The sequence below is a fragment of the Pseudarthrobacter sp. NPDC059871 genome (assembly GCF_042731175.1).
In the GTDB taxonomy this organism is placed as follows: Bacteria; Actinomycetota; Actinomycetes; order Actinomycetales; family Micrococcaceae; genus Arthrobacter.
Genome location: NZ_JBHWJV010000001.1, coordinates 62,740 through 79,906, shown reverse-complemented (window position 1 = coordinate 79,906; position 17,167 = coordinate 62,740). Strand labels below are relative to the sequence as shown.

General features: G+C 66.1%; 16 protein-coding genes and 1 tRNA gene. 5 read left to right on the top strand and 12 right to left on the bottom strand.

The window, feature by feature from the left end:
- The first annotated feature begins 74 nt into the window (after positions 1-74).
- The gene (locus tag ACFV4R_RS00340; RefSeq protein WP_091721748.1) at positions 75-560 is read left to right on the top strand and encodes an Lrp/AsnC family transcriptional regulator; all 486 of its coding nucleotides are present in this window, start codon (positions 75-77) and stop codon (positions 558-560) included.
- A 10-nt stretch (positions 561-570) separates the two neighbouring features.
- Positions 571-1,566 carry a magnesium/cobalt transporter CorA gene (corA, locus tag ACFV4R_RS00335; protein ID WP_045729655.1) on the top strand — a complete coding sequence of 332 codons (996 nt, stop codon included), beginning with the start codon at positions 571-573 and terminating at the stop codon, positions 1,564-1,566.
- 39 nt (positions 1,567-1,605) lie between these two features.
- On the opposite strand, the gene ACFV4R_RS00330 is transcribed toward corA, so the two are convergent.
- From ACFV4R_RS00330 to galU, 7 genes are all read right to left on the bottom strand, one after another.
- Positions 1,606-2,361, bottom strand: coding sequence for an NUDIX domain-containing protein (locus ACFV4R_RS00330; protein ID WP_377203901.1), 756 nt, complete (start codon positions 2,359-2,361; stop codon positions 1,606-1,608).
- Positions 2,358-3,464 carry an AAA family ATPase gene (locus ACFV4R_RS00325; protein ID WP_377203900.1) on the bottom strand — a complete coding sequence of 369 codons (1,107 nt, stop codon included), beginning with the start codon at positions 3,462-3,464 and terminating at the stop codon, positions 2,358-2,360. Before ACFV4R_RS00325 ends, ACFV4R_RS00330 begins: the two co-directional genes overlap by 4 nt.
- A gap of 2 nt (positions 3,465-3,466) precedes the next feature.
- The gene (pnuC, locus tag ACFV4R_RS00320; protein WP_377203899.1) at positions 3,467-4,129 is read right to left on the bottom strand and encodes a nicotinamide riboside transporter PnuC; all 663 of its coding nucleotides are present in this window, start codon (positions 4,127-4,129) and stop codon (positions 3,467-3,469) included.
- A gap of 161 nt (positions 4,130-4,290) precedes the next feature.
- A tRNA-Ala gene (locus tag ACFV4R_RS00315) sits at positions 4,291-4,363 on the bottom strand.
- A 132-nt stretch (positions 4,364-4,495) separates the two neighbouring features.
- Positions 4,496-5,416 carry a hypothetical protein gene (locus tag ACFV4R_RS00310; RefSeq protein WP_377203915.1) on the bottom strand — a complete coding sequence of 307 codons (921 nt, stop codon included), beginning with the start codon at positions 5,414-5,416 and terminating at the stop codon, positions 4,496-4,498.
- 105 nt (positions 5,417-5,521) lie between these two features.
- Positions 5,522-6,142 (bottom strand): GNAT family N-acetyltransferase, encoded by a 621-nt coding sequence (locus tag ACFV4R_RS00305; protein WP_377203898.1) that lies wholly within the window; start codon positions 6,140-6,142, stop codon positions 5,522-5,524.
- A 4-nt stretch (positions 6,143-6,146) separates the two neighbouring features.
- Positions 6,147-7,052 carry a UTP--glucose-1-phosphate uridylyltransferase GalU gene (gene galU, locus ACFV4R_RS00300; RefSeq protein ID WP_045729649.1) on the bottom strand — a complete coding sequence of 302 codons (906 nt, stop codon included), beginning with the start codon at positions 7,050-7,052 and terminating at the stop codon, positions 6,147-6,149.
- A 102-nt stretch (positions 7,053-7,154) separates the two neighbouring features.
- On the opposite strand from galU, the gene ACFV4R_RS00295 reads away from it, so the two are divergent.
- The 3 genes from ACFV4R_RS00295 to ACFV4R_RS00285 all read left to right on the top strand — a co-directional run bounded on the left by ACFV4R_RS00295 (position 7,155) and on the right by ACFV4R_RS00285 (position 9,014).
- Complete coding sequence (locus ACFV4R_RS00295) at positions 7,155-7,775, top strand: 5-formyltetrahydrofolate cyclo-ligase (RefSeq protein ID WP_377203897.1); 621 nt, start codon at positions 7,155-7,157, stop codon at positions 7,773-7,775.
- 121 nt (positions 7,776-7,896) lie between these two features.
- Positions 7,897-8,157: an FmdB family zinc ribbon protein gene (locus ACFV4R_RS00290; protein WP_015937748.1), complete on the top strand. Its 261-nt coding sequence runs from the start codon at positions 7,897-7,899 to the stop codon at positions 8,155-8,157.
- A 128-nt stretch (positions 8,158-8,285) separates the two neighbouring features.
- On the top strand, positions 8,286-9,014 hold the full coding sequence (locus ACFV4R_RS00285) for a Flp pilus assembly protein CpaB (protein ID WP_377203896.1): 729 nt from the start codon (positions 8,286-8,288) through the stop codon (positions 9,012-9,014).
- 54 nt (positions 9,015-9,068) lie between these two features.
- Here the strand turns inward: ACFV4R_RS00285 and ACFV4R_RS00280 are convergent, their stop codons facing one another.
- The 5 genes from ACFV4R_RS00280 to ACFV4R_RS00260 all read right to left on the bottom strand — a co-directional run bounded on the left by ACFV4R_RS00280 (position 9,069) and on the right by ACFV4R_RS00260 (position 17,154).
- Entirely contained in the window at positions 9,069-13,322 is a 4,254-nt protein-coding gene (locus ACFV4R_RS00280; protein WP_377203895.1) for an AAA family ATPase, read from the bottom strand.
- A gap of 170 nt (positions 13,323-13,492) precedes the next feature.
- Positions 13,493-15,082 carry a glutamine-hydrolyzing GMP synthase gene (gene guaA, locus ACFV4R_RS00275; RefSeq protein WP_056075153.1) on the bottom strand — a complete coding sequence of 530 codons (1,590 nt, stop codon included), beginning with the start codon at positions 15,080-15,082 and terminating at the stop codon, positions 13,493-13,495.
- 148 nt (positions 15,083-15,230) lie between these two features.
- Positions 15,231-15,734 (bottom strand): DUF3817 domain-containing protein, encoded by a 504-nt coding sequence (locus ACFV4R_RS00270; RefSeq protein ID WP_377203894.1) that lies wholly within the window; start codon positions 15,732-15,734, stop codon positions 15,231-15,233.
- Positions 15,731-16,594, bottom strand: a complete 864-nt coding sequence (locus ACFV4R_RS00265; RefSeq protein ID WP_377203893.1) for an SURF1 family protein — start codon at positions 16,592-16,594, stop codon at positions 15,731-15,733. Before ACFV4R_RS00265 ends, ACFV4R_RS00270 begins: the two co-directional genes overlap by 4 nt.
- Positions 16,595-16,665: 71 nt before the next feature.
- On the bottom strand, positions 16,666-17,154 hold the full coding sequence (locus ACFV4R_RS00260) for a PTS sugar transporter subunit IIA (protein WP_377203892.1): 489 nt from the start codon (positions 17,152-17,154) through the stop codon (positions 16,666-16,668).
- Between the last annotated feature and the right edge of the window lie 13 nt (positions 17,155-17,167).

Genomic DNA, 17,167 nt, shown 5'->3' with positions numbered 1-17,167 from the left:
TTTGATCCGAAACAAGTGCAAGAATTGAGCACAATCATCAAAGATGCCGCGAGCGAGTGACGGAGAATGAGCATTTGAACAATCTGGATGCCACCGACCTGAAGATCCTGCTGGCCCTCATCCGGGACCCCCGGATCCAGGTAGGGGAACTCAGCGATGCCGTGGGCATTGCCCGGAACACTGCACAGACGCGGGTGCGGCGCCTGATCAGGACCGGCGTCCTCCGGCCCGGCGGACGGGAAGTGGACCTGGAGGCCGTTGGCTACGACGTGGTGGCCTTCGTGACCATCGAAGTGTCACACCGGGAACTGGACGGCGTTGTGGGAGCCCTGAGGCTGATTCCACAGGTGCTGGAGGTCCACGAAATTTCCGGGCGCGGCGATGTCTGGTGCCGGGTGGTGGCAACGGATACCCACAACCTCCAGTCATCGCTGCGCCAGGTGCTGCGGATCAAGGGCGTCATCCGCACGGAAACGGTGTTGGCCCTCCACACCCACATCCCGTACCGGACCGAGCCACTCATCAGTGGCCTGAGTAATTCGGCATCCGCCGGCCGCTAGGATTTCCTGAATGACCATCATCGATAACGCCGTGTACGTGGACGGCGCCCGCCATGCGGAGCCGGAAAGCCTTGAGCAGACGTTCGAAACTTTGGCCCGGCACGGCGGCATGGCGTGGATCGGCCTGTACAGGCCCACCGCCGAGGAGATGGCTGCCGTAGCTGCCGAGTTCGGCCTCCATGAACTGGCTGTCGAGGACGCCATCTCGGCACACCAGCGCCCCAAGATGGAACGCTACGACGACAACCTTTTCACCGTCCTGCGGCCTGCGCGCTACCTCGATGCGAGCGAGACCGTGGAGTTCGGCGAACTCCACATCTTCACCGGAAAGAACTTCGTGGTGACCGTCCGGCATGCGGAGATGGCCGGCGTGGCCAGGGTCCGGCAGCGGCTTGAGGCCCGTCCCGAGCTCCTGCGGCATGGGCCCGAAGCAGTGCTTTATGCCTTGCTGGACCGGGTGGTGGACGACTATGCCCCGGTGGTGGCCGGCCTGGAAAACGACATCGATGAGATCGAGGACCAGCTGTTCAGCGGCGATAGCAGCGTTTCGCGCCGGATCTACGAACTGGCCCGTGAGGTCATCCAGTTCCAGCGCGCCATCCACCCGCTGCCGGACATGATGCACCAGCTCAAGCGGGGGTTTGCGAAATATGGAGTGGAAACCGAACTACAGCACAGCCTGCGGGACGTGGAGGACCATGCCGAGCGGGTCATTTCCCGGGCCGATTCGTTCCGGGACCTGCTGCAGAACGCCCTGACCCTGGACGGTACCCTCACCGCCAACCGGCAGAACGAGGCAAGCGCCGAACAGAACGAACAGGTGAAGAAGATTTCATCCTGGGCAGCAATCCTGTTCGCGCCGTCCTTCGTGGCCGGCGTCTACGGCATGAACTTTGACCACATGCCCGAACTCCATTGGGGTTTCGGCTACCCCATGGCACTGGTCCTGATGGTGGCCGCCGCAGGACTCATGTACGGAATCTTCAAACGCAAGGGCTGGCTGTAGCAGGACGGTGCCTCAACAGCCTCCCGCGGGGCGCGGGCGTCACTCCTGCCTGGGCCGTGACAGTGGCGGGTGGACATACCTGTCGGTTGCCGTAAACAGCGCAGCGGGCGCTCCGCCGGTTGAGGCGCGGGCCTTTCTTCCGGTGTCCTCCAGCTGGGGTGTCATCTTGCGGGTGAAGTTTCCTGCCGCCAGCGGAGCGTTCCACACTGCCTCGTAAACGGTGCGCAGCTGGGTGAGCGTGAACTCTGCGGGGAGGAGCCTGGCTGCCACGGTGGTGTATTCCATCTTGCCGGCAAGCCGCTGCAGGCCCTCCGCAAGGATCTGCGAATGGTCGAAAGCCAAAGATTCGCCGGTGCTGCCGGCGAGCATTTCGTGGACCGGGTACCAAGCGGCGCCGGCGGCATCGGTCCCGGCCGAGACGGCCGGAAGGGTTGCGCCGTCCGTCGCCAGCAGGACCAGGTGGGCAACGGAAACGACCCGCATCCGGGGGTCGCGCCCGGGGTCGCTGTACGTAGCCAGCTGTTCGAGGTGGACCGGCAGTGTTCCCAGGTCCAGCCCGGTTTCCTCGGAGAGCTCGCGGCCGGCAGCTGCCTCCGCTGATTCCCGGGGTCCAACGAATCCCCCCGGCAGTGCCAGCCGGCCCTTGAAGGGGTGGGCGCCGCGGCGGACCAGGGCGGCGTGGAGGACGCCGCCGTTGACGGCGAAGACCACCAGGTCTGCGGTCAGGGCAACGGACGGGTAGTCGCCCGGCCGGTAGGACTGGAGATAGTCCCGCTCGGCGTTGGAGTCATTCATGCCGGCGCACCTTCCAGGACGGTGCGGGTGGCCCAGGGCGGGGAGGTGAAGCCGTTCCGCTGGGCCAGAACCAGGTCGATGACGTCAGTGGCGGTTTTCATGCGCCGTTCGTGGCTGCCGGTGACCAGGATCCAGGAGTGTCCTTCCGCTGTCAGGGTTCCCTTGAACCATTCGGTCATATCGGCACGGCGGTGTTCGCCCTCCCGCCAGCCGTCGTCTTCGAAGGCCACACCTTCGTCGTCGGTGACCAGGTACAGATCCCGGCGCGGCAGCGTATCCATGGCGTGATAGGAGCCGTAGCTGCGCTCCCCCAGGTAGTACCGCTCCCACAAGGTGGTGGCCAAGGCGTCGGTGTCGGCGATGACCAGCGGGCAGGCATCCGCTGCTGCGTTCTCCAGCTGGTTTTGCCGGGCACCGATAACGCTGAAGTCCCGTGCTGTCCACACCATGTCGGCCAGTTCCGCGTCCGGCTTCACGGCCCGCAGGGCGTCGAACTTTTCATAGGTGTGGGTGCGGCCATATTCGGGCACTTCAGCGATGAGCGGGAACCGTGCCCGGTAGTGGTCCATCAGGGCGCGGGTGAGGGTGGTGGTGCCGGTGGACTCCGCGCCGACAATGATGATCCTGGTGGCCAGTTCCTGCCGGGCCGGAGCTATCACATATGGCCAGGCCGCGCCGGGGTCGTCACGGCAGATGGTGCCGCTGATCGGGTAGGTGGTGCGGGACTGGTCGACGATCACATGGTCGGCGCCGAAGTAGCCCGCCAGCCGGGCGCCATAGGCCTCGGAGCTGAAGACGGCGTCGACCGCGGTGATTCCGTGGGATTTCAGGGCCAGGCGCATGAGCTCGTTCTGGGCTTTCCAGATGGCGTCGGAGCGGTAGTCCTCGGGGCAGTCATTCGGCATGGCGATGACCTGGACGTTGGTGTCTTCAAATTCGGCGGCCAGCCATGTGGCACGGTCGGCGACGGTGATGGACTCAAAGCGTGTGCCGAGGACAAGGACCGCCACCTTTTCGGACTGCGAGGCGGCCGTGGCAATGAGGTGGGCATGGCCGGCGTGGGGAGGGTAGAACTTGCCGATGACCATTGACTGGGTGAACATCGTCAGACTCCTGCCGGGACGGTCATCAGGGTGGCATTTTCGGCGGCCCGGGTGCGTTTCCAGCCGCTGAGCCCGTAAATGCAGAGGGCGAGGAATCCGATGTAGAGGATGGCTGTCAGGGCAAGCCCCCGGCTGAAGTAGAGCGGAATGGAGACCACATCGATGAGGATCCAGACGTACCAGTGCTGGAAGATCTTCTTCGCCTGCCAGTAGGTCGCCACCAGGGAAGCTGTCAGGACAAAGGCATCCGGCCATGGAACTTGGGAGTCGGTGCCGTGGGTCAGGATCATGGCCACAGCAGCAGTGCCGGCCAGGGTGGCACCGGCGCCGAGGAGGACTTCCTTGCCGGTGGCGTCCCGGATGGGCAGATCGTTGCTGGCCTCGGTGGCGGAGCTCCCGCGGACCCAGTTGAACCAGCCATAAACGGCCACAGCAGCGAAGATGACCTGAAGGACAGTTTCGCCGTAGAGGCCGGCCCCCAGGAACAGGATGATGAACGCCAGGTTGTTGACGATTCCTACTGGCCAGTTCCACAGCTTCTGCTTCGCGACGCCGTAGACGCATGCCGCGCCGGTGACGAAGCCGATGACCTCGATCCAGCTCACGGGAGAGCCGAGGAGATCTGGCACAGCGGTGGAGTTCATCCAGTCGAGTAGGGCCGTCATCGCCGCTTCCTTTCATTATTATCAATCGGATAATTAGAATGTAGCTGATAATTATCAAACTGACAACTAGGACTGTGGCGCACTTCTCCAGCTGCGCCCGATGTTGCCTGGAAACGACAAAGGCCATCCCGGAAGGATGGCCTTTGATGAAACGAAAACTGTGGAGCTAAGGAGATTCGAACTCCTGACCTCTTCGATGCGAACGAAGCGCTCTACCAACTGAGCTATAGCCCCGAAACGGTGTGACCTTTTGGCGGGATCTGAACCGGTGCCCCTAGGCTACACATTTTTACTGTCCCAATGCCAACCGACGTTCCCGGCACCGCGAATGCCCGAGCAGGGGCCGCGGTCTGGCCAGGCTGGGGACTAGGCCCTGCGTCGCTGCAGGACGTCGTCGAGGTTGCTCAGGGCGCTCTGCGCCTTGGTGAGCTGCTGGGCGTCAACAGATTCAGCGCCGGCCGCGCCCTGCTTCAGCGACGGCTTGCCGACGGCTTTCGGCGCCTCGGGAAGCTCAAGCGGTTTGGGCTCGGGCCGCTCGGCCTTGGCAGCCTCCACGTAAACGGGCTTGGGGACCTCAACGGGCTCCCAGGGCGTACTGGAGGGAACGTCCGACGCCGGTGCTGCCGCGCTGGTATCGCCCGCGGCCACGGCTACGGCAATGGCTGCTTCACGCAGCTCGACGGCGGTCAGCGGCTTGGCCTGGGGCTTGTGCGCCTCGGCGTCGAAAAGCGGGCTTTCCGGCCGGGCGGGCACCGGTGCGGTTTCCGGCATAGGCGGTATCCGGTCAACGGGGGCAGAAGTCCTGGACGGGGCGCTCATGGCGGAGCGGAACGCTGCATTGACTTTCGCCTTGCGGCTCCGGACAGCGAGGGTGCGCAGAAGAACGACGCAGGCCGCCGTGAGCGCCACGCAGGACAGCGGCAGGACGGCGGAACCCAGGCCGAAGGGCAGCAGCACGCCGGAGACGAACGCCGTGATGAGCGAGAGGAACCCCACGAGTGCGATGGATGTGCGCCCGTAGTGGATGCGCAGCCGCCCGTTGGCTGCGCCGGGGGGGCCGGCAGCGGCCGCGGGCCTGGCAGCGGGTGCGGCGCTCTTCCTCGTATCCATCGTTTTCTCCTGCTTGGCGGCGACGTTCAGAACCATGCCTTGCGGCCGTTCCGGTTTCTCCTCTGCGGGTGTGTCCGCCATGAAATCGCCGGCGGGCTGGAACTGGTGCCTGCGGTTCCGGAGGACGTAGGGGGCAACCCACACAATCCAGAGCACGACAGCAACCACAAGGATCACAGAGCTGCTAAGGGGGAAGTCCACACTCAAAACCGTATGAGTATCACCACTGCCACAGTGGCATTGGCTGCGGTGTGTCGCAGGGCGGTTGCCAAATGAGTGGAATTAAGACGGCCGGGACGACAACCAACGCGGCAACAGGCCGTCCGGGACTTCCTCGGAGGTCAGCGCAAAGGACCGGTGGTCAGCCCACGCACCATTGATGTGGAGATACCGGGGCCGGTACCCTTCGTCGCGGAAGCCCAGCTTCTCCACCACCCTCAGGCTGGGTCCGTTTTCGGGCCGGATGTTGATTTCCATCCGGTGCAGCCCAAGAGTCTGGAAGCAGTGGTCTGTCACCAAGGCCACCGCAGTGGGTGCAATCCCCCGGCCCGCCCGGGCCTGGTCCACCCAGTAACCCAGCGTCGCCATCATTGCCGAGCCCCAGAGGATGGATGACACCGTCAGCTGGCCCACTATGTGTGGGGTCCGGCTGCCCGCCACCCGCTCCGTGATGAGGAAAGGCAATGCCGTGGACTGGGCCGCCTGGGAGTTCAGCGAACGTACCATCTGCCGGTAATCCGGCAGCCCTCCCCGCGGATCGGGGTTGGACGCTTCCCACGGCGCGAGCCACTGGCTGTTCCGTGACCGCACGTCGGTCCATTCTTTCCGGTCGCGGTAGCGGATGGGCCGCAGGACCAGGTCACCGCACTCAAGCGTGGCCGGCCAGATGGGACCGAAGCGCACGGTGCTACTTGGAAAGTTGGGCGGCGAAGCCCGGCAACCACTCCCGCAGGCCTGGGCCCAGGTCGTCACTGTCAACGGCCAGCTGCACGCAGGCTTTCAGGTAGCTCAGTTTGTCACCGGTGTCGTAGCGGCGGCCGCGGAACACCACACCGTAGACGCCATAGCCTTCACCCTCGCCGGTGGCAAGTTCCTGCAGGGCGTCGGTCAGCTGGATCTCGCCGCCACGGCCGGGGCCGGTTTCCTCCAGCACGTCGAAGACGGCGGGGTGCAGCACGTAGCGGCCGATGACTGCCAGGTTGGACGGTGCCTCGTCCGCTGCGGGCTTCTCAACGAGCCTGTTGATCCGGACGTAGCCTTCGCCGTCGATCTCCTCTATATCCGCGCAACCGTAGGCGCTGATCTGGGACGGATCCACCTCGATCAGCGCAACCACCGAACCGCCGGTCTTGGCCTGCACATCGATCATGGTTCCCAGGAGCTCGTCCCGCGCATCAATAAGGTCATCACCGAGAAGCACGGCAAAAGGCTCGTTGCCCACATGCTGGCGGGCCCGCAGCACGGCGTGGCCGAGCCCGTTGGGGTCGCCCTGGCGGACGTAGTGGATGTCGCCGAGGTTGCTGGCGGCCTGGATGGATTCCAGCTTCTTGGTGTCACCCTTGTCCGAGAGGGTGGACTCGAGCGACGGGACACGGTCAAAGTGGTCCTCGAGCGCCCGCTTGTTGCGTCCCGTAATCATCAGGACATCGTTGAGCCCGACGCCAACGGCTTCCTCCACGACGTACTGGATGGCAGGCTTGTCCACCACCGGAAGCATTTCCTTGGGCATAGCCTTGGTGGCGGGAAGGAACCGGGTACCCAGCCCCGCAGCGGGGATGACGGCTTTGCGAACTCTCGGGTTACTGGTAGTCACCGGACTAATCTAGCGTCAGCGGCAAGCATTAAGTAATCAGCGGTCCGGCCCCGGCGCCGTCCTGCACATGAACCCGCCGCCCGCGGCGATGGAGGGAAAACCATGACTGAACATCAGACCGGTGCCAAGGACGGCATCCGGACTGCCCACCGTGCCCGCCGCGCGGAACTCTCCCCGGCGGCCCTGGAGGACGCCGGCAACGCCCTGGCGGAACATGGCACAGCCTGGGCCGACTCCCTCGCGGACGGCGCGGCCGCAACTTTCTGCGTCTACCTGGGCGTCGGCGTCGAACCCCCTACCCTGCCGCTGATCCAGGCCCTTCATGCCCGCGGACACCGCGTCCTCCTGCCGGTGTGCGAACCCGCGCGGGAACTGAGTTGGGTGTTCTGGTCTCCCGGCATCCCGTTTGCGCGCAGCCGCTACGCGCCCGTCATGGAACCTGACGGGCCGCGACAGGGGCCGGATGCGGCCGGCGGGGCGTCCGGGCTGTTCATTCCGGCCACTGCCGTTGATCTTTCCGGCAACCGGATCGGCCAGGGCGGAGGCTATTACGACAAGTTCCTGGGCCATTTGGACACTGCCGGGAAGCATATTCCGCTTGCCGCTGTTATCTATGACGAAGAACTCCTGCCTGCCGGGCGGATCCCCGCCGAGGAGTTCGATCGTCCCGTTCCGGCCGTCCTGACTCCGGGCGGACTGCGGGTCCTGGCAGGCGCTCCCTGAACCCGGACGCCGGTGGACGGGGATGATAGAATTAGCACTCAGGCCCTGCGACTGCTAACGGACCACCAGTGGAACGGGTGGCAGCACGGGACCTCTCGTTTGCCCCAGAGGAGGAGCACCAGTGCCAACATATGCTTACGCCTGCAAGGATTGCGGCCATGCTTTTGACATCGTCCAGTCATTTTCGGACAGTTCGCTGACGTCCTGCCCTGAATGCGAAGGCACGCTGCGCAAGAAGTTCAACAGCGTGGGCGTTGTCTTCAAGGGATCGGGCTTCTACCGCACCGACTCCCGCGACTCCAAGGGCAGCACCGTCTCCGCAGCACCCGCGGCCCCGGCAGCCCCTGCTCCGGCCCCCGCACCGGCGGCTGCCGCCAGCTGACACTGGTCCACACCGGCCCTCAACACACTCGGGCTGACCGCGGCCCCGGACCTGAAGACAGCGCCATGTTGTCCACATAGGACCGGGGCCGCTGTCGTCTGGCATGCCTGCCCGCCTAGCGTGGAGGGATGCCTGCACATCCCCTCCGTGCCCACCGCAGACCGTCCGTCTTCCAGGCCAAAAAAGGAGCTGCCGCGTCCCGGCGCGGCAGCCCGCTGACCCGTGTGGCGGGGTTGCTCAACCGCAACCGGCGCCTCGCTGTTGCCCTGCTGCTCTGCGCAGCGGCGTCCATGACGGTCCACCAGCTCACCCCTGCACCGGCCGACACTGCCACAGCCCTGTCCGCAGCGAGGGACCTGCCCGCCGGAACGGCTGTCACGGCCTCGGACCTTGTTCAGGTGCGGGTACCGCCCGGCATGCTTTCCGAGGGCGTGCTGAGTGAGCAGGCTGAGGCGGCAGGCAAACAGTTGGCAACGCCGCTGCGGAAAGGGCAGCTGGTCACCGATGTCCAGCTCCTGGGTCCCGGGCTTCTCACCGGCACTCCCCCGGGATCGGCTGCCGTTCCGTTGCGGATGGCCGATGCCTCGTCCATTCAGTTGGTTTCACCCGGGCAACTGGTGAACGTCGTCCTCACATCCGGAAACGGGTTCGACCAGCAGGGACCCTCGGAGGTCCTGGCCGCCGGAGTCCCCGTCCTTTGGACCGCAGCCAAGGGTGGCCAGGGCGGACAGTGGCTGGGTACCGCCGAAACCGACGGACTCATCGTGGTGGCAGCCACAGCTGAACAGTCAGCGCGGCTGGCCGGGGCGTCCACGCAGGGCAAGTTGTTCTTCGTCCTGGTGGGACCGCCGTCGTGACCGGCCTTGCCGTGCCCTGCAGGGCTGCCGTCACGTCCGTAGGGCTGTGGGCCGTCAGCCCCAGTGCGGGGGCTTCTGCTCTTTCAACCACGCGTCATGGTCGTCGTCGCGATCGCCCCAGGCCCGGGGATCATCTTCCGCGGCAGTTTTGGGCAGTACGCCCTCCACCTGTCCGTGAGCTGCCCGTGAGCCGGCGTCTTCCGTGTCCGCGGGATCGGCGGAATCTGCGGCGCTTTCGGTTTCGGCCGCGTCCGCGGTGCTGTCAACATCCTCGGGGTTCGCGGCATCCTGTGGCGCTGAAGCATCCTTCGGGGTCATGATGCCCGCCTCCTCACTGTCTGGTCCTGCAGCGGCGTCGTCGGCGCCGTCTGAAACTGAATCGTCCTGGGATGCAGGGCGCTCCTCGCCCCGCGTGGCGTCACGCCGGAAACCCGACCCGTTCGTGCCCGCGTACGGGACCGAAGCAGGCTGCGCTGCGTCGATTCCATTCAGCGCCTGATGGACGTCGTCGTCAAGGAAACCGGCGGACTCTGCCGAGCGGCCCGGAAGAACCACCCGCTCCAGCCCCAGGTACCCTGCAATCCGGTCCGCGCAGGCCGAAGGATCGGTGAACACCTCAATGGTCCACAGCGGCATGTACCGCCACCCCAGCCGCTCCAGCATCTGCGGGCGCAGCCGGCTGCGCTCACGGACGCTCATGGTGCGGTACTGCTCGGTGCCGTCGGACTCGATCGCCACCGGCCAGGGAAGGTCTGCCTCGTCCTGGCCCATGGTGCCCAGCGGGTCTGCGGCCGCCACCACGTCGATGACGCCGTCGTACTGGTGCCACACGCGGGCGCCGCGTGCACGAAGCCTGTCGCCGAGGTCGGCAACAAGCGGGTCGGCGCCGAGCGCCTGCTCGCTGGCAGCCGCCCGGGACGCCGGAGTGCCGAGGTCCGTATTCCCCGAAATCTCCCGGTCAAGGAGCGCGTACAGGTCCAGGGCACCGTACGACAGCCTGGTGTGGTCCAGGTCCTCCGGACGGAAGCACGTCAGGACGTGGATGGAACGGCGGGCGCGGGTCATAGCCAGCGCGAACTTCTCCCTGCCGCCCTCGGCGGACAGCGGGCCGAAGTTGTGAAGGGCACGCCCATGGGGTGTGCGCCCGTAGCCGGGCGAGAAAATGACATGGTCACGCACCAGGCCCTGCGCCCGCTCCAGGTCTACAACCCGGAAGGACTCAGGCCCCGCACCGAAGAAGCTGGCCAGCCCGGGGTAGTTGGGCAACTGGAGCCGGATGGACTCGCCGATCCTCGCGGCATGCCGCAGGCTAGCTGTGACAACCGCCAGGGACGTCCTGGGCCGCAGCCGAGCGTGCTCGAACACCAGCTCCACCACGCGGTTGACCTCGGCCACCACGGACTCCACGCCCTCGTGGTCGGCGCTGGGCAGGCCGGTGCCGTCCGGCAAGTACTCCACGAGCAAAGACCGGTCCAGCCCCGTGGCCGACTGGCCCTCGGGAAGGCGGCGGAGGCCGCCGTCGTAGAAGTTCCTGCTCAGCTGCAGCACCAGGTCCTCGTCCACACCTCGGTAGACATTGGTGAGCTGCCACACCGGCAGCACCGCGGAGAGAGCTTTGAAGGCGCTCTCGACCCGCTGATGCGCGGACTCGCCGGGCGCGAGCCGCTCCACCCCCACGGTGAAACTGCGGGGACTGGCGATCCGGGCATCGCCGAAGGCAATGACCTGCCGCGCACGGGCGATGGAAGGCAGGACCGCCTGCAGGCTGGTGGCTTCGGCGTCGAGGATCACCACGGCGTCGAAGTGCTGTTCCGCGGGCAGCAGCCCGCTCATCAGGTAAGGGCTCACCGACCAGACGGGCACCAGCGTGCCGATCAGGTCCGGTGCCTGGGCGGTCAGCGCGGGAAGTGATACCCGGCCGTCCTTGAGCAGGCTGCGCAGGAGGCCGGCCTGCCGGGGCTGGTCCCCGATGGCTGCCCGCCAACGCTCGGCCAGGTCCCAGCGCAGGCGTGCTGCCCCGCTGGCGATGTGGGCGTTGTCCGCGAGCCGGTACTCGGCTTCGAGCTGGCGCAGGGCATCGCCGTCAGACATTGCGAGGTAGTCGTCGCCGCTGATCATGGCCTCGAGGGCTGACTGCCACCAGGCCAGTTCAAGTTCGGCAGCCACCGATCCGGCGGGAACTTCACGTTCGGCGAGGTCGGCCAGGAGCTCGCCCAGGCCGTGCTCGCGCATGTTCTCCACCAGCAGCGTCCGCTCGGGGAGTGTCTTGAGCGTGTCAGTGTCCGCCACCAGCCGTTCCAGCCGCTCCAGGAGGTCTTCGTAGCGGATGGTGGACAGCGCCCCGCCCCCGGCTGTGTGCTTCAGGCATTCACCAAGGCTCGCAAGCTCCTGGTCCAGCTCGAGGTACAGGGCGTTCATTTCCGCCAGTCCGGACGGGACGGCAGGGTGCCGCTGGGTGGTGGCGTAGCCGGCCCAGCGGGCACGCTGTTCCTGGACCAGGACCAGGGACGTGTGCAGGTCTGCGATGTGGACGCCTGGCCGGACGTACTCCTTGGCCACCCGGCGGAGCCGCGACCGCTGCATGGAGGTCATCTCGATCCCGCGTTCCCGCCGCCACGCCGAGGGTGCGGTGGATGAAATGAGGTCGGTGACCGGCCGGTCGAAGATATCCGGCGTGAACTTGTCCAGGCTTCCACGCACGGCAACCAGCAGCTCCAGCTGCTCGCCCCACTCGGCGAACGATTCACCAAGGCGGATCTCCGCGTGCTCGGCCACGGCATTCATCCGCTCCCGGAGCACGGGAAGGCTCTTTGCAATGGCCCGGACCAGGTCCTGGGCTTCTTCCGTTTCCTTTCGCGTCAGGAGCCGGGCGCCATGCCACGGGCTGGTGGTGGACGCCTTGCTGAAGCTGCCCAGCTCTGCTGCGCGCTGGAGCCGGCCAGCGAGTTCCTCGCGGTCGCGGATACTGTCCAGGACGCTCCGCTTCAGCCGCACAGTGGTGGCAGGTGCGGGATGGATGGAGGTCAGCTCGGCCAGCGACTGCATGGCCTGGTAGGGCGAGCAGCCCCATCGGTCACGGACATTGTGCAGGGACGCCACGTGGTCCATCAGCGCATGGCGGTGTTCGGTCAGCGTGCTGTGCAGGTTCCCCAGCTGTGGCTTGAGGGACTTTTCGTTCCGGACAATAGCGCGTACCAGCTGGGACTTCAGTTGCTGCGCGGTGACGTTCCCGGACAACTGGAACAGGATTGAGTCGAGGCCCAGGGCTTCGAGCTGACCGGAAACCTCGTTCAGGCTGGCGCGCCGGTCCCCCACCACCAGGACGGTCCGGCCGGCGTCCACCAGGGCGCCGATGGTGTTGATGGCTGTCTGCGTCTGCCCTGTGCCGGGCGGGCTGCTGACCACCAGCGAGTCGCCTGCGCGGGCGGCGTCCACCACGTACTGCTGGTCCGCGTCCGCGTCGAGGAGGAGCAGTTCGTCCTGGGGATGCCGGCTGTCCAGCGGCGGAAAGCGGGAGGGGTCCGGTGCTTCGACATCCACCACTTCGCCGCCGCCGGCCGTGGCCAAGGCGGAGACAACGGGGTTGGAGTCATTGATCCAGGGGTCGTCAAGGTTCCCGGAGAGGTCCGCAAACGTGGATACCAGCAGGTTGTGCTGCGCTTCGGCGCCGTGGATGGGCCGGATGAGGGTGCCCAGCCGGTCCAGCACGGGCTGCGGATCGAAACGCGCTGTGCTGTACGCGAGGCGGGTGACGGCGTTGACGTCGAAGACAATGCCGTGGACGGACTTCAGGTGGCGGACCAACGCGGGGTTGATGTGTGCCTGCTCTGTCAGCTGGAGCTCGTAGTCGTCTTCCCCGGGCCGGACGGTGAGGGAGATCGCCGTGAGCATTACGGGCGCGGAAACCCGTTGCGGTTTGCCTCCGACGGCGGATGTCCACACCACAGTGCCTGCGGAGAGGTACCCGGCGTCGATGCCGCGGTCATTGGACAGTTCGAAGATCTTGGACCGGATGTTGCGGGATGCCCTGGCTGCCACCACATACTGCTGCTGATCGCGGATCAGTGTGGACAGGCGGGTGCGGCGCCCGGCCATGAGCTGGGCCAGGCCTGAGGGGTGGGCCGAGGTGAGGTCTATGGAACCTTCGGGCGTCTTGGTGAAGCGCAGCATTGTGTCTGCCCCGGTGACGGGTTTGAGCCCGGACAGCCATTTACGAAGCTCTTCCGAGCCTTCCGGGTGGCCTTGACCAACTGACACTTCTGCCTTCTTTTCTGCGTTTGCACGTGACGCCCTGGACCATACCGGCATAGGTTCGAGAGTAGCCGCTTCCGCGGCCGGACTGAGAGACCGCAACACTGGAGCCGCGAAATAGGGGAGATTTCACAGGCGGCTCCCGGGAGATTCGCCACCGTGGCCGGAGACAGCGGCAAGACAGAAGTGGCCGGCCTCCGTTGACGGAGGCCGGCCACTTCAGGATGCTATTCCCACTCGATGGTTCCCGGCGGCTTGCTGGTGACGTCCAGCACGACACGGTTGACGCCGTCCACCTCATTGGTGATCCGGTTGGAGATCCGGGCCAGGAGGTCATAGGGCAGGCGTGACCAGTCAGCCGTCATCGCGTCTTCTGACGAGACCGGGCGCAGGACGATGGGGTGGCCGTAGGTGCGGCCGTCGCCCATGACGCCGACGCTGCGGACATCTGCCAGCAGCACGACGGGCATCTGCCACACCTCGTTGTCCAGGCCTGCGGCGGTCAGCTCGGCGCGGGCGATGGCGTCGGCCTTGCGCAGCAGGTCCAGGCGTTCCTTGGTGACGTCGCCGACGATCCGGATGCCCAGGCCGGGGCCCGGGAACGGCTGGCGTCCCACGATCTCCTGGGGCAGTCCCAGCTGGGCGCCCACGGCGCGGACCTCGTCCTTGAACAGGGCCCGCAACGGCTCCACGAGCTCGAACTGCAGGTCCTCGGGGAGGCCGCCCACGTTGTGGTGGCTCTTGATGTTTGCTGCACCTTCACCGCCGCCGGATTCGACGACGTCCGGGTACAGGGTGCCCTGGACCAGGAACTTGATCTTCTCACCGTGCGCGGCGGCCTCGGCGATGATGGCCAGTTCGGCTTCTTCAAAGGCGCGGATGAACTCGCGGCCAATGATCTTGCGCTTGGTTTCGGGATCGCTCACGCCGGCCAGTGCGGAGAGGAAGCGCTCCTGCTCGTTCGCGATGTAGAGCTTGACGCCGGTGGCAGCAACGAAGTCGCGTTCCACCTGCTCCGCTTCGCCTTCGCGAAGCAGTCCGTGGTCAACGAACACACAGGTGAGCTGGTCGCCAACGGCGCGCTGGACCAGGGCCGCTGCGACGGCGGAATCAACGCCGCCGGAGAGTCCACAGATGACCCGGGCATCGCCGATCTGGTTGCGGATGCGCTCAACCTGCTCTTCGAGGATGTTCCCCGTGGTCCAGTTGGGCTCGATCTTGGCGCCCTTGAAGAGGAAGTTTTCCAGCACCTGCTGGCCGTAGGCCGAGTGCTTGACCTCGGGGTGCCACTGCACGCCGTAGAGGCACTTTTCTTCGTTGGCGAAGGCTGCAACCTCGGCGCCGGCCGTTGTGGCCAGGACCTCGAAGCCGTCCGGGGCCGCGTGAACGGAGTCGCCGTGGCTCATCCAGGTGTTCTGGTGCTGGGGCATGCCCTCGAGCACGGAGCGTCCCTCGCCCAGGATGGTGGTCTGGGTGGAGCCGTATTCCCGGAGGCCGGTCTTGTCCACCTTGCCGCCCAGTGCGTTGGCCATGGCCTGGAAGCCGTAGCAGATGCCAAAGACGGGTACGCCGGCTTCGAAGAGGTCGGCACCCACGCTGGGGGCGCCGTCGGCATAAACGCTGGAAGGTCCGCCTGAAAGGATGATCGCGGCGGGGTTCTTGGCGAGGAGCTGTTCGGTGGTGTAGGTATGCGGAACCACTTCCGAATACACATTCGCTTCCCGGACGCGGCGGGCAATCAGCTGCGCGTACTGGGCTCCATAGTCAACAACCAGCACCGGCTTCTGGGAAGTCTGGGATGCAGTGGGAGTAGTCACCGTAATAGCCTACGTTGCGGCGTTGCACCGGCGCACCTTGAGACGCCGCGCTGTGACGGAGCAAACGTCCGACGGCGGGCGGGCGGCAGGGCTGCCGGGACAGGAGCGCCGGGGTTCAGCAGCGCCGTGGTTTCAGTACCGCCGCTGGTCAGTACCGCTGCGGCGCCTGCGGGTTCGCGGCGAGCTCGGCTTCCACCTCGGCATGGAACTTCTTCTCGACGATGAAGGAGAGGAACGGGACCACGCCGCCCAGGGCCAGCAGGATCAGCTTGAGGAACGGCCAGCGCATGAGCGACCACAGCCGGAAGTTCGAAATCAGGTACACCACGTACATCCAGCCGTGGACGATCAGCACCGTGATGGACAGGTTGACGCCGTTGAGGACTCCCGGCGGCTCGGCGTCGGCAAAACCGAAGCCGAAGGGCTGGCCTGTGGTGGCGTTGGTGCCGCCGGCGAAGAGGTACTGCCCGAAGCCGTACCGTGCCACGAGCTCGGCACACAGGAGCAGCAGCATGGCGCCGGTCAGGTAGGCCAGCACCTTGTAGAACTTCAGGGACGACCGGATCTGCGCTTCGGTGCCGCCGAACCGGCGCTTCCTGGGGGCGGCCTTCCCGGCCATTTCGTTTCCGGTGGCCGGCTTCGGATCAATCATGGCTGTACCTTTTGCTCGGTGTGTTCAGGCTGCCGGGTGGTCCCTGGCTGCTGTTCTGGTTCATGCGGTTCGGCTTCGCCGTCGAGGGCCTCTTCGAGGTCCCGGTGGTAATCGTCTTTGACCAGGCGCCACCAGATGAAGAATGCGAAGCCGGCGAAGACCACCCACTCCAAGGAGTAGAAGAGGTTGAGCCAGTTAATCTGCTGTGCGGGCGGCTGCGGACCGATCTCCAGCGGCAGGAGGTTCCCCGGCACGGCGGCGGCGCTGACGTCCGCTCCCCCGGCAACCTCGGCGGTGGCCGCCACGAAGCCCGGGTAGCTGCTGATTTCCCAGTCGTTGATGAGTTCTGCCACGGAAACCGCCGTGGCTTCGCCAGGGTTGGCGGCCTTACCGGCCACGGGCGCTTCGGAGGGCAGGAGCCGTCCGGTTACCTGCACGGGGCCCGACGGCGGCGCTGTCGCGTCAGCGGCGTCGGCCACCCATCCGCGGGCCACCGGGATCCAGGTGCGGGGTGATGCAGCGGAACCGGTCAGGGCTGGTGCTCCGTCCACGGCGAAAGCGGAGACAACCCAGTAGCCGGACTTCCCGTCGTGCAGGCGGCCGGGGACCAGGACCTGCTTGGCGGGATCATAGGTTCCGGTGGCACTGACCATTTGGTCGGCGTCGGACCCGTGGAAGAACTCGCCGGGCTGGAGGGTGTCAGTCAGCGGCTGGACCTTCTCGGTGTCCGGATTTACCGGCATTTCCGGGCTTGTGGAGCGGCCGAACTGCCATTGGCTCAGCAGCACGAAGACCCCGGACACGGCGATCGCAAAGATGAATCCCGCAATCCATCGGGACTTAAGGGCTGTTTTCCACACGTCTTAACCGTACTTCGTAGTTCTGTAGAACAACTAAACGCCGCAGCTGCGGGCACGCCCGCCGGCTCCGGTCAGTGGTCGAAGAACACCAGGCTGGAGTTGATGAGTTCGGCGATCACTTCGGCGTCGTAGGCCCGGCGGAGCGATTCGCGGAACGATTCCTTGGACAGCGAGCGCGCCAGCGTGGCCAGGACCTCGAGGTGGTCCGAGAAGGAACTGGCGGGGGTGGCGATGAGCAGGATCACTGTGGCCGGGCCGTCGGCGGCGCCGAAGTCCAGGGCATGGCCGTACTTGGTGATGCCCACGGCGATGGAGGTACGGGCTACGAACTCGCTGCGCGCATGCGGCAGGCCGATGCCGCCCGGGAGTCCGGTGGCGAGCTGGTGTTCCCTGGCATTGACGTGCAGGAGGAACCCGTCGAGGTCGGACACCCGGCCGGCCGCGAACAGCCGCTCGGACAGCTGAGTGGCGGCGTCGTCCTTGTCCGTGGCCTCCAACTCCAGGATGACCATGTCCGGGGTGGTGAGTTCGGCGTCGTACGGGTCAAGCGGTTCCGCCAAGGCGTGTCCCTTC

Excerpts from the sequence above, each read along its gene's own strand:
- ACFV4R_RS00325 (WP_377203900.1), bottom strand. The coding sequence starts at position 3,464 with ATGTTCACCCAGTCAATGGTCATCGGCAAGTTCTACCCTCCCCACGCC.
- pnuC (WP_377203899.1), bottom strand. The coding sequence starts at position 4,129 with ATGACGGCCCTACTCGACTGGATGAACTCCACCGCTGTGCCAGATCTC.
- ACFV4R_RS00295 (WP_377203897.1), top strand. The coding sequence starts at position 7,155 with ATGACTGAACATCAGACCGGTGCCAAGGACGGCATCCGGACTGCCCAC.
- ACFV4R_RS00330 (WP_377203901.1), bottom strand. The coding sequence starts at position 2,361 with ATGAATGACTCCAACGCCGAGCGGGACTATCTCCAGTCCTACCGGCCG.
- ACFV4R_RS00280 (WP_377203895.1), bottom strand. The coding sequence starts at position 13,322 with ATGCCGGTATGGTCCAGGGCGTCACGTGCAAACGCAGAAAAGAAGGCA.
- ACFV4R_RS00270 (WP_377203894.1), bottom strand. The coding sequence starts at position 15,734 with ATGATTGATCCGAAGCCGGCCACCGGAAACGAAATGGCCGGGAAGGCC.
- corA (WP_045729655.1), top strand. The coding sequence starts at position 571 with ATGACCATCATCGATAACGCCGTGTACGTGGACGGCGCCCGCCATGCG.
- ACFV4R_RS00285 (WP_377203896.1), top strand. The coding sequence starts at position 8,286 with ATGCCTGCACATCCCCTCCGTGCCCACCGCAGACCGTCCGTCTTCCAG.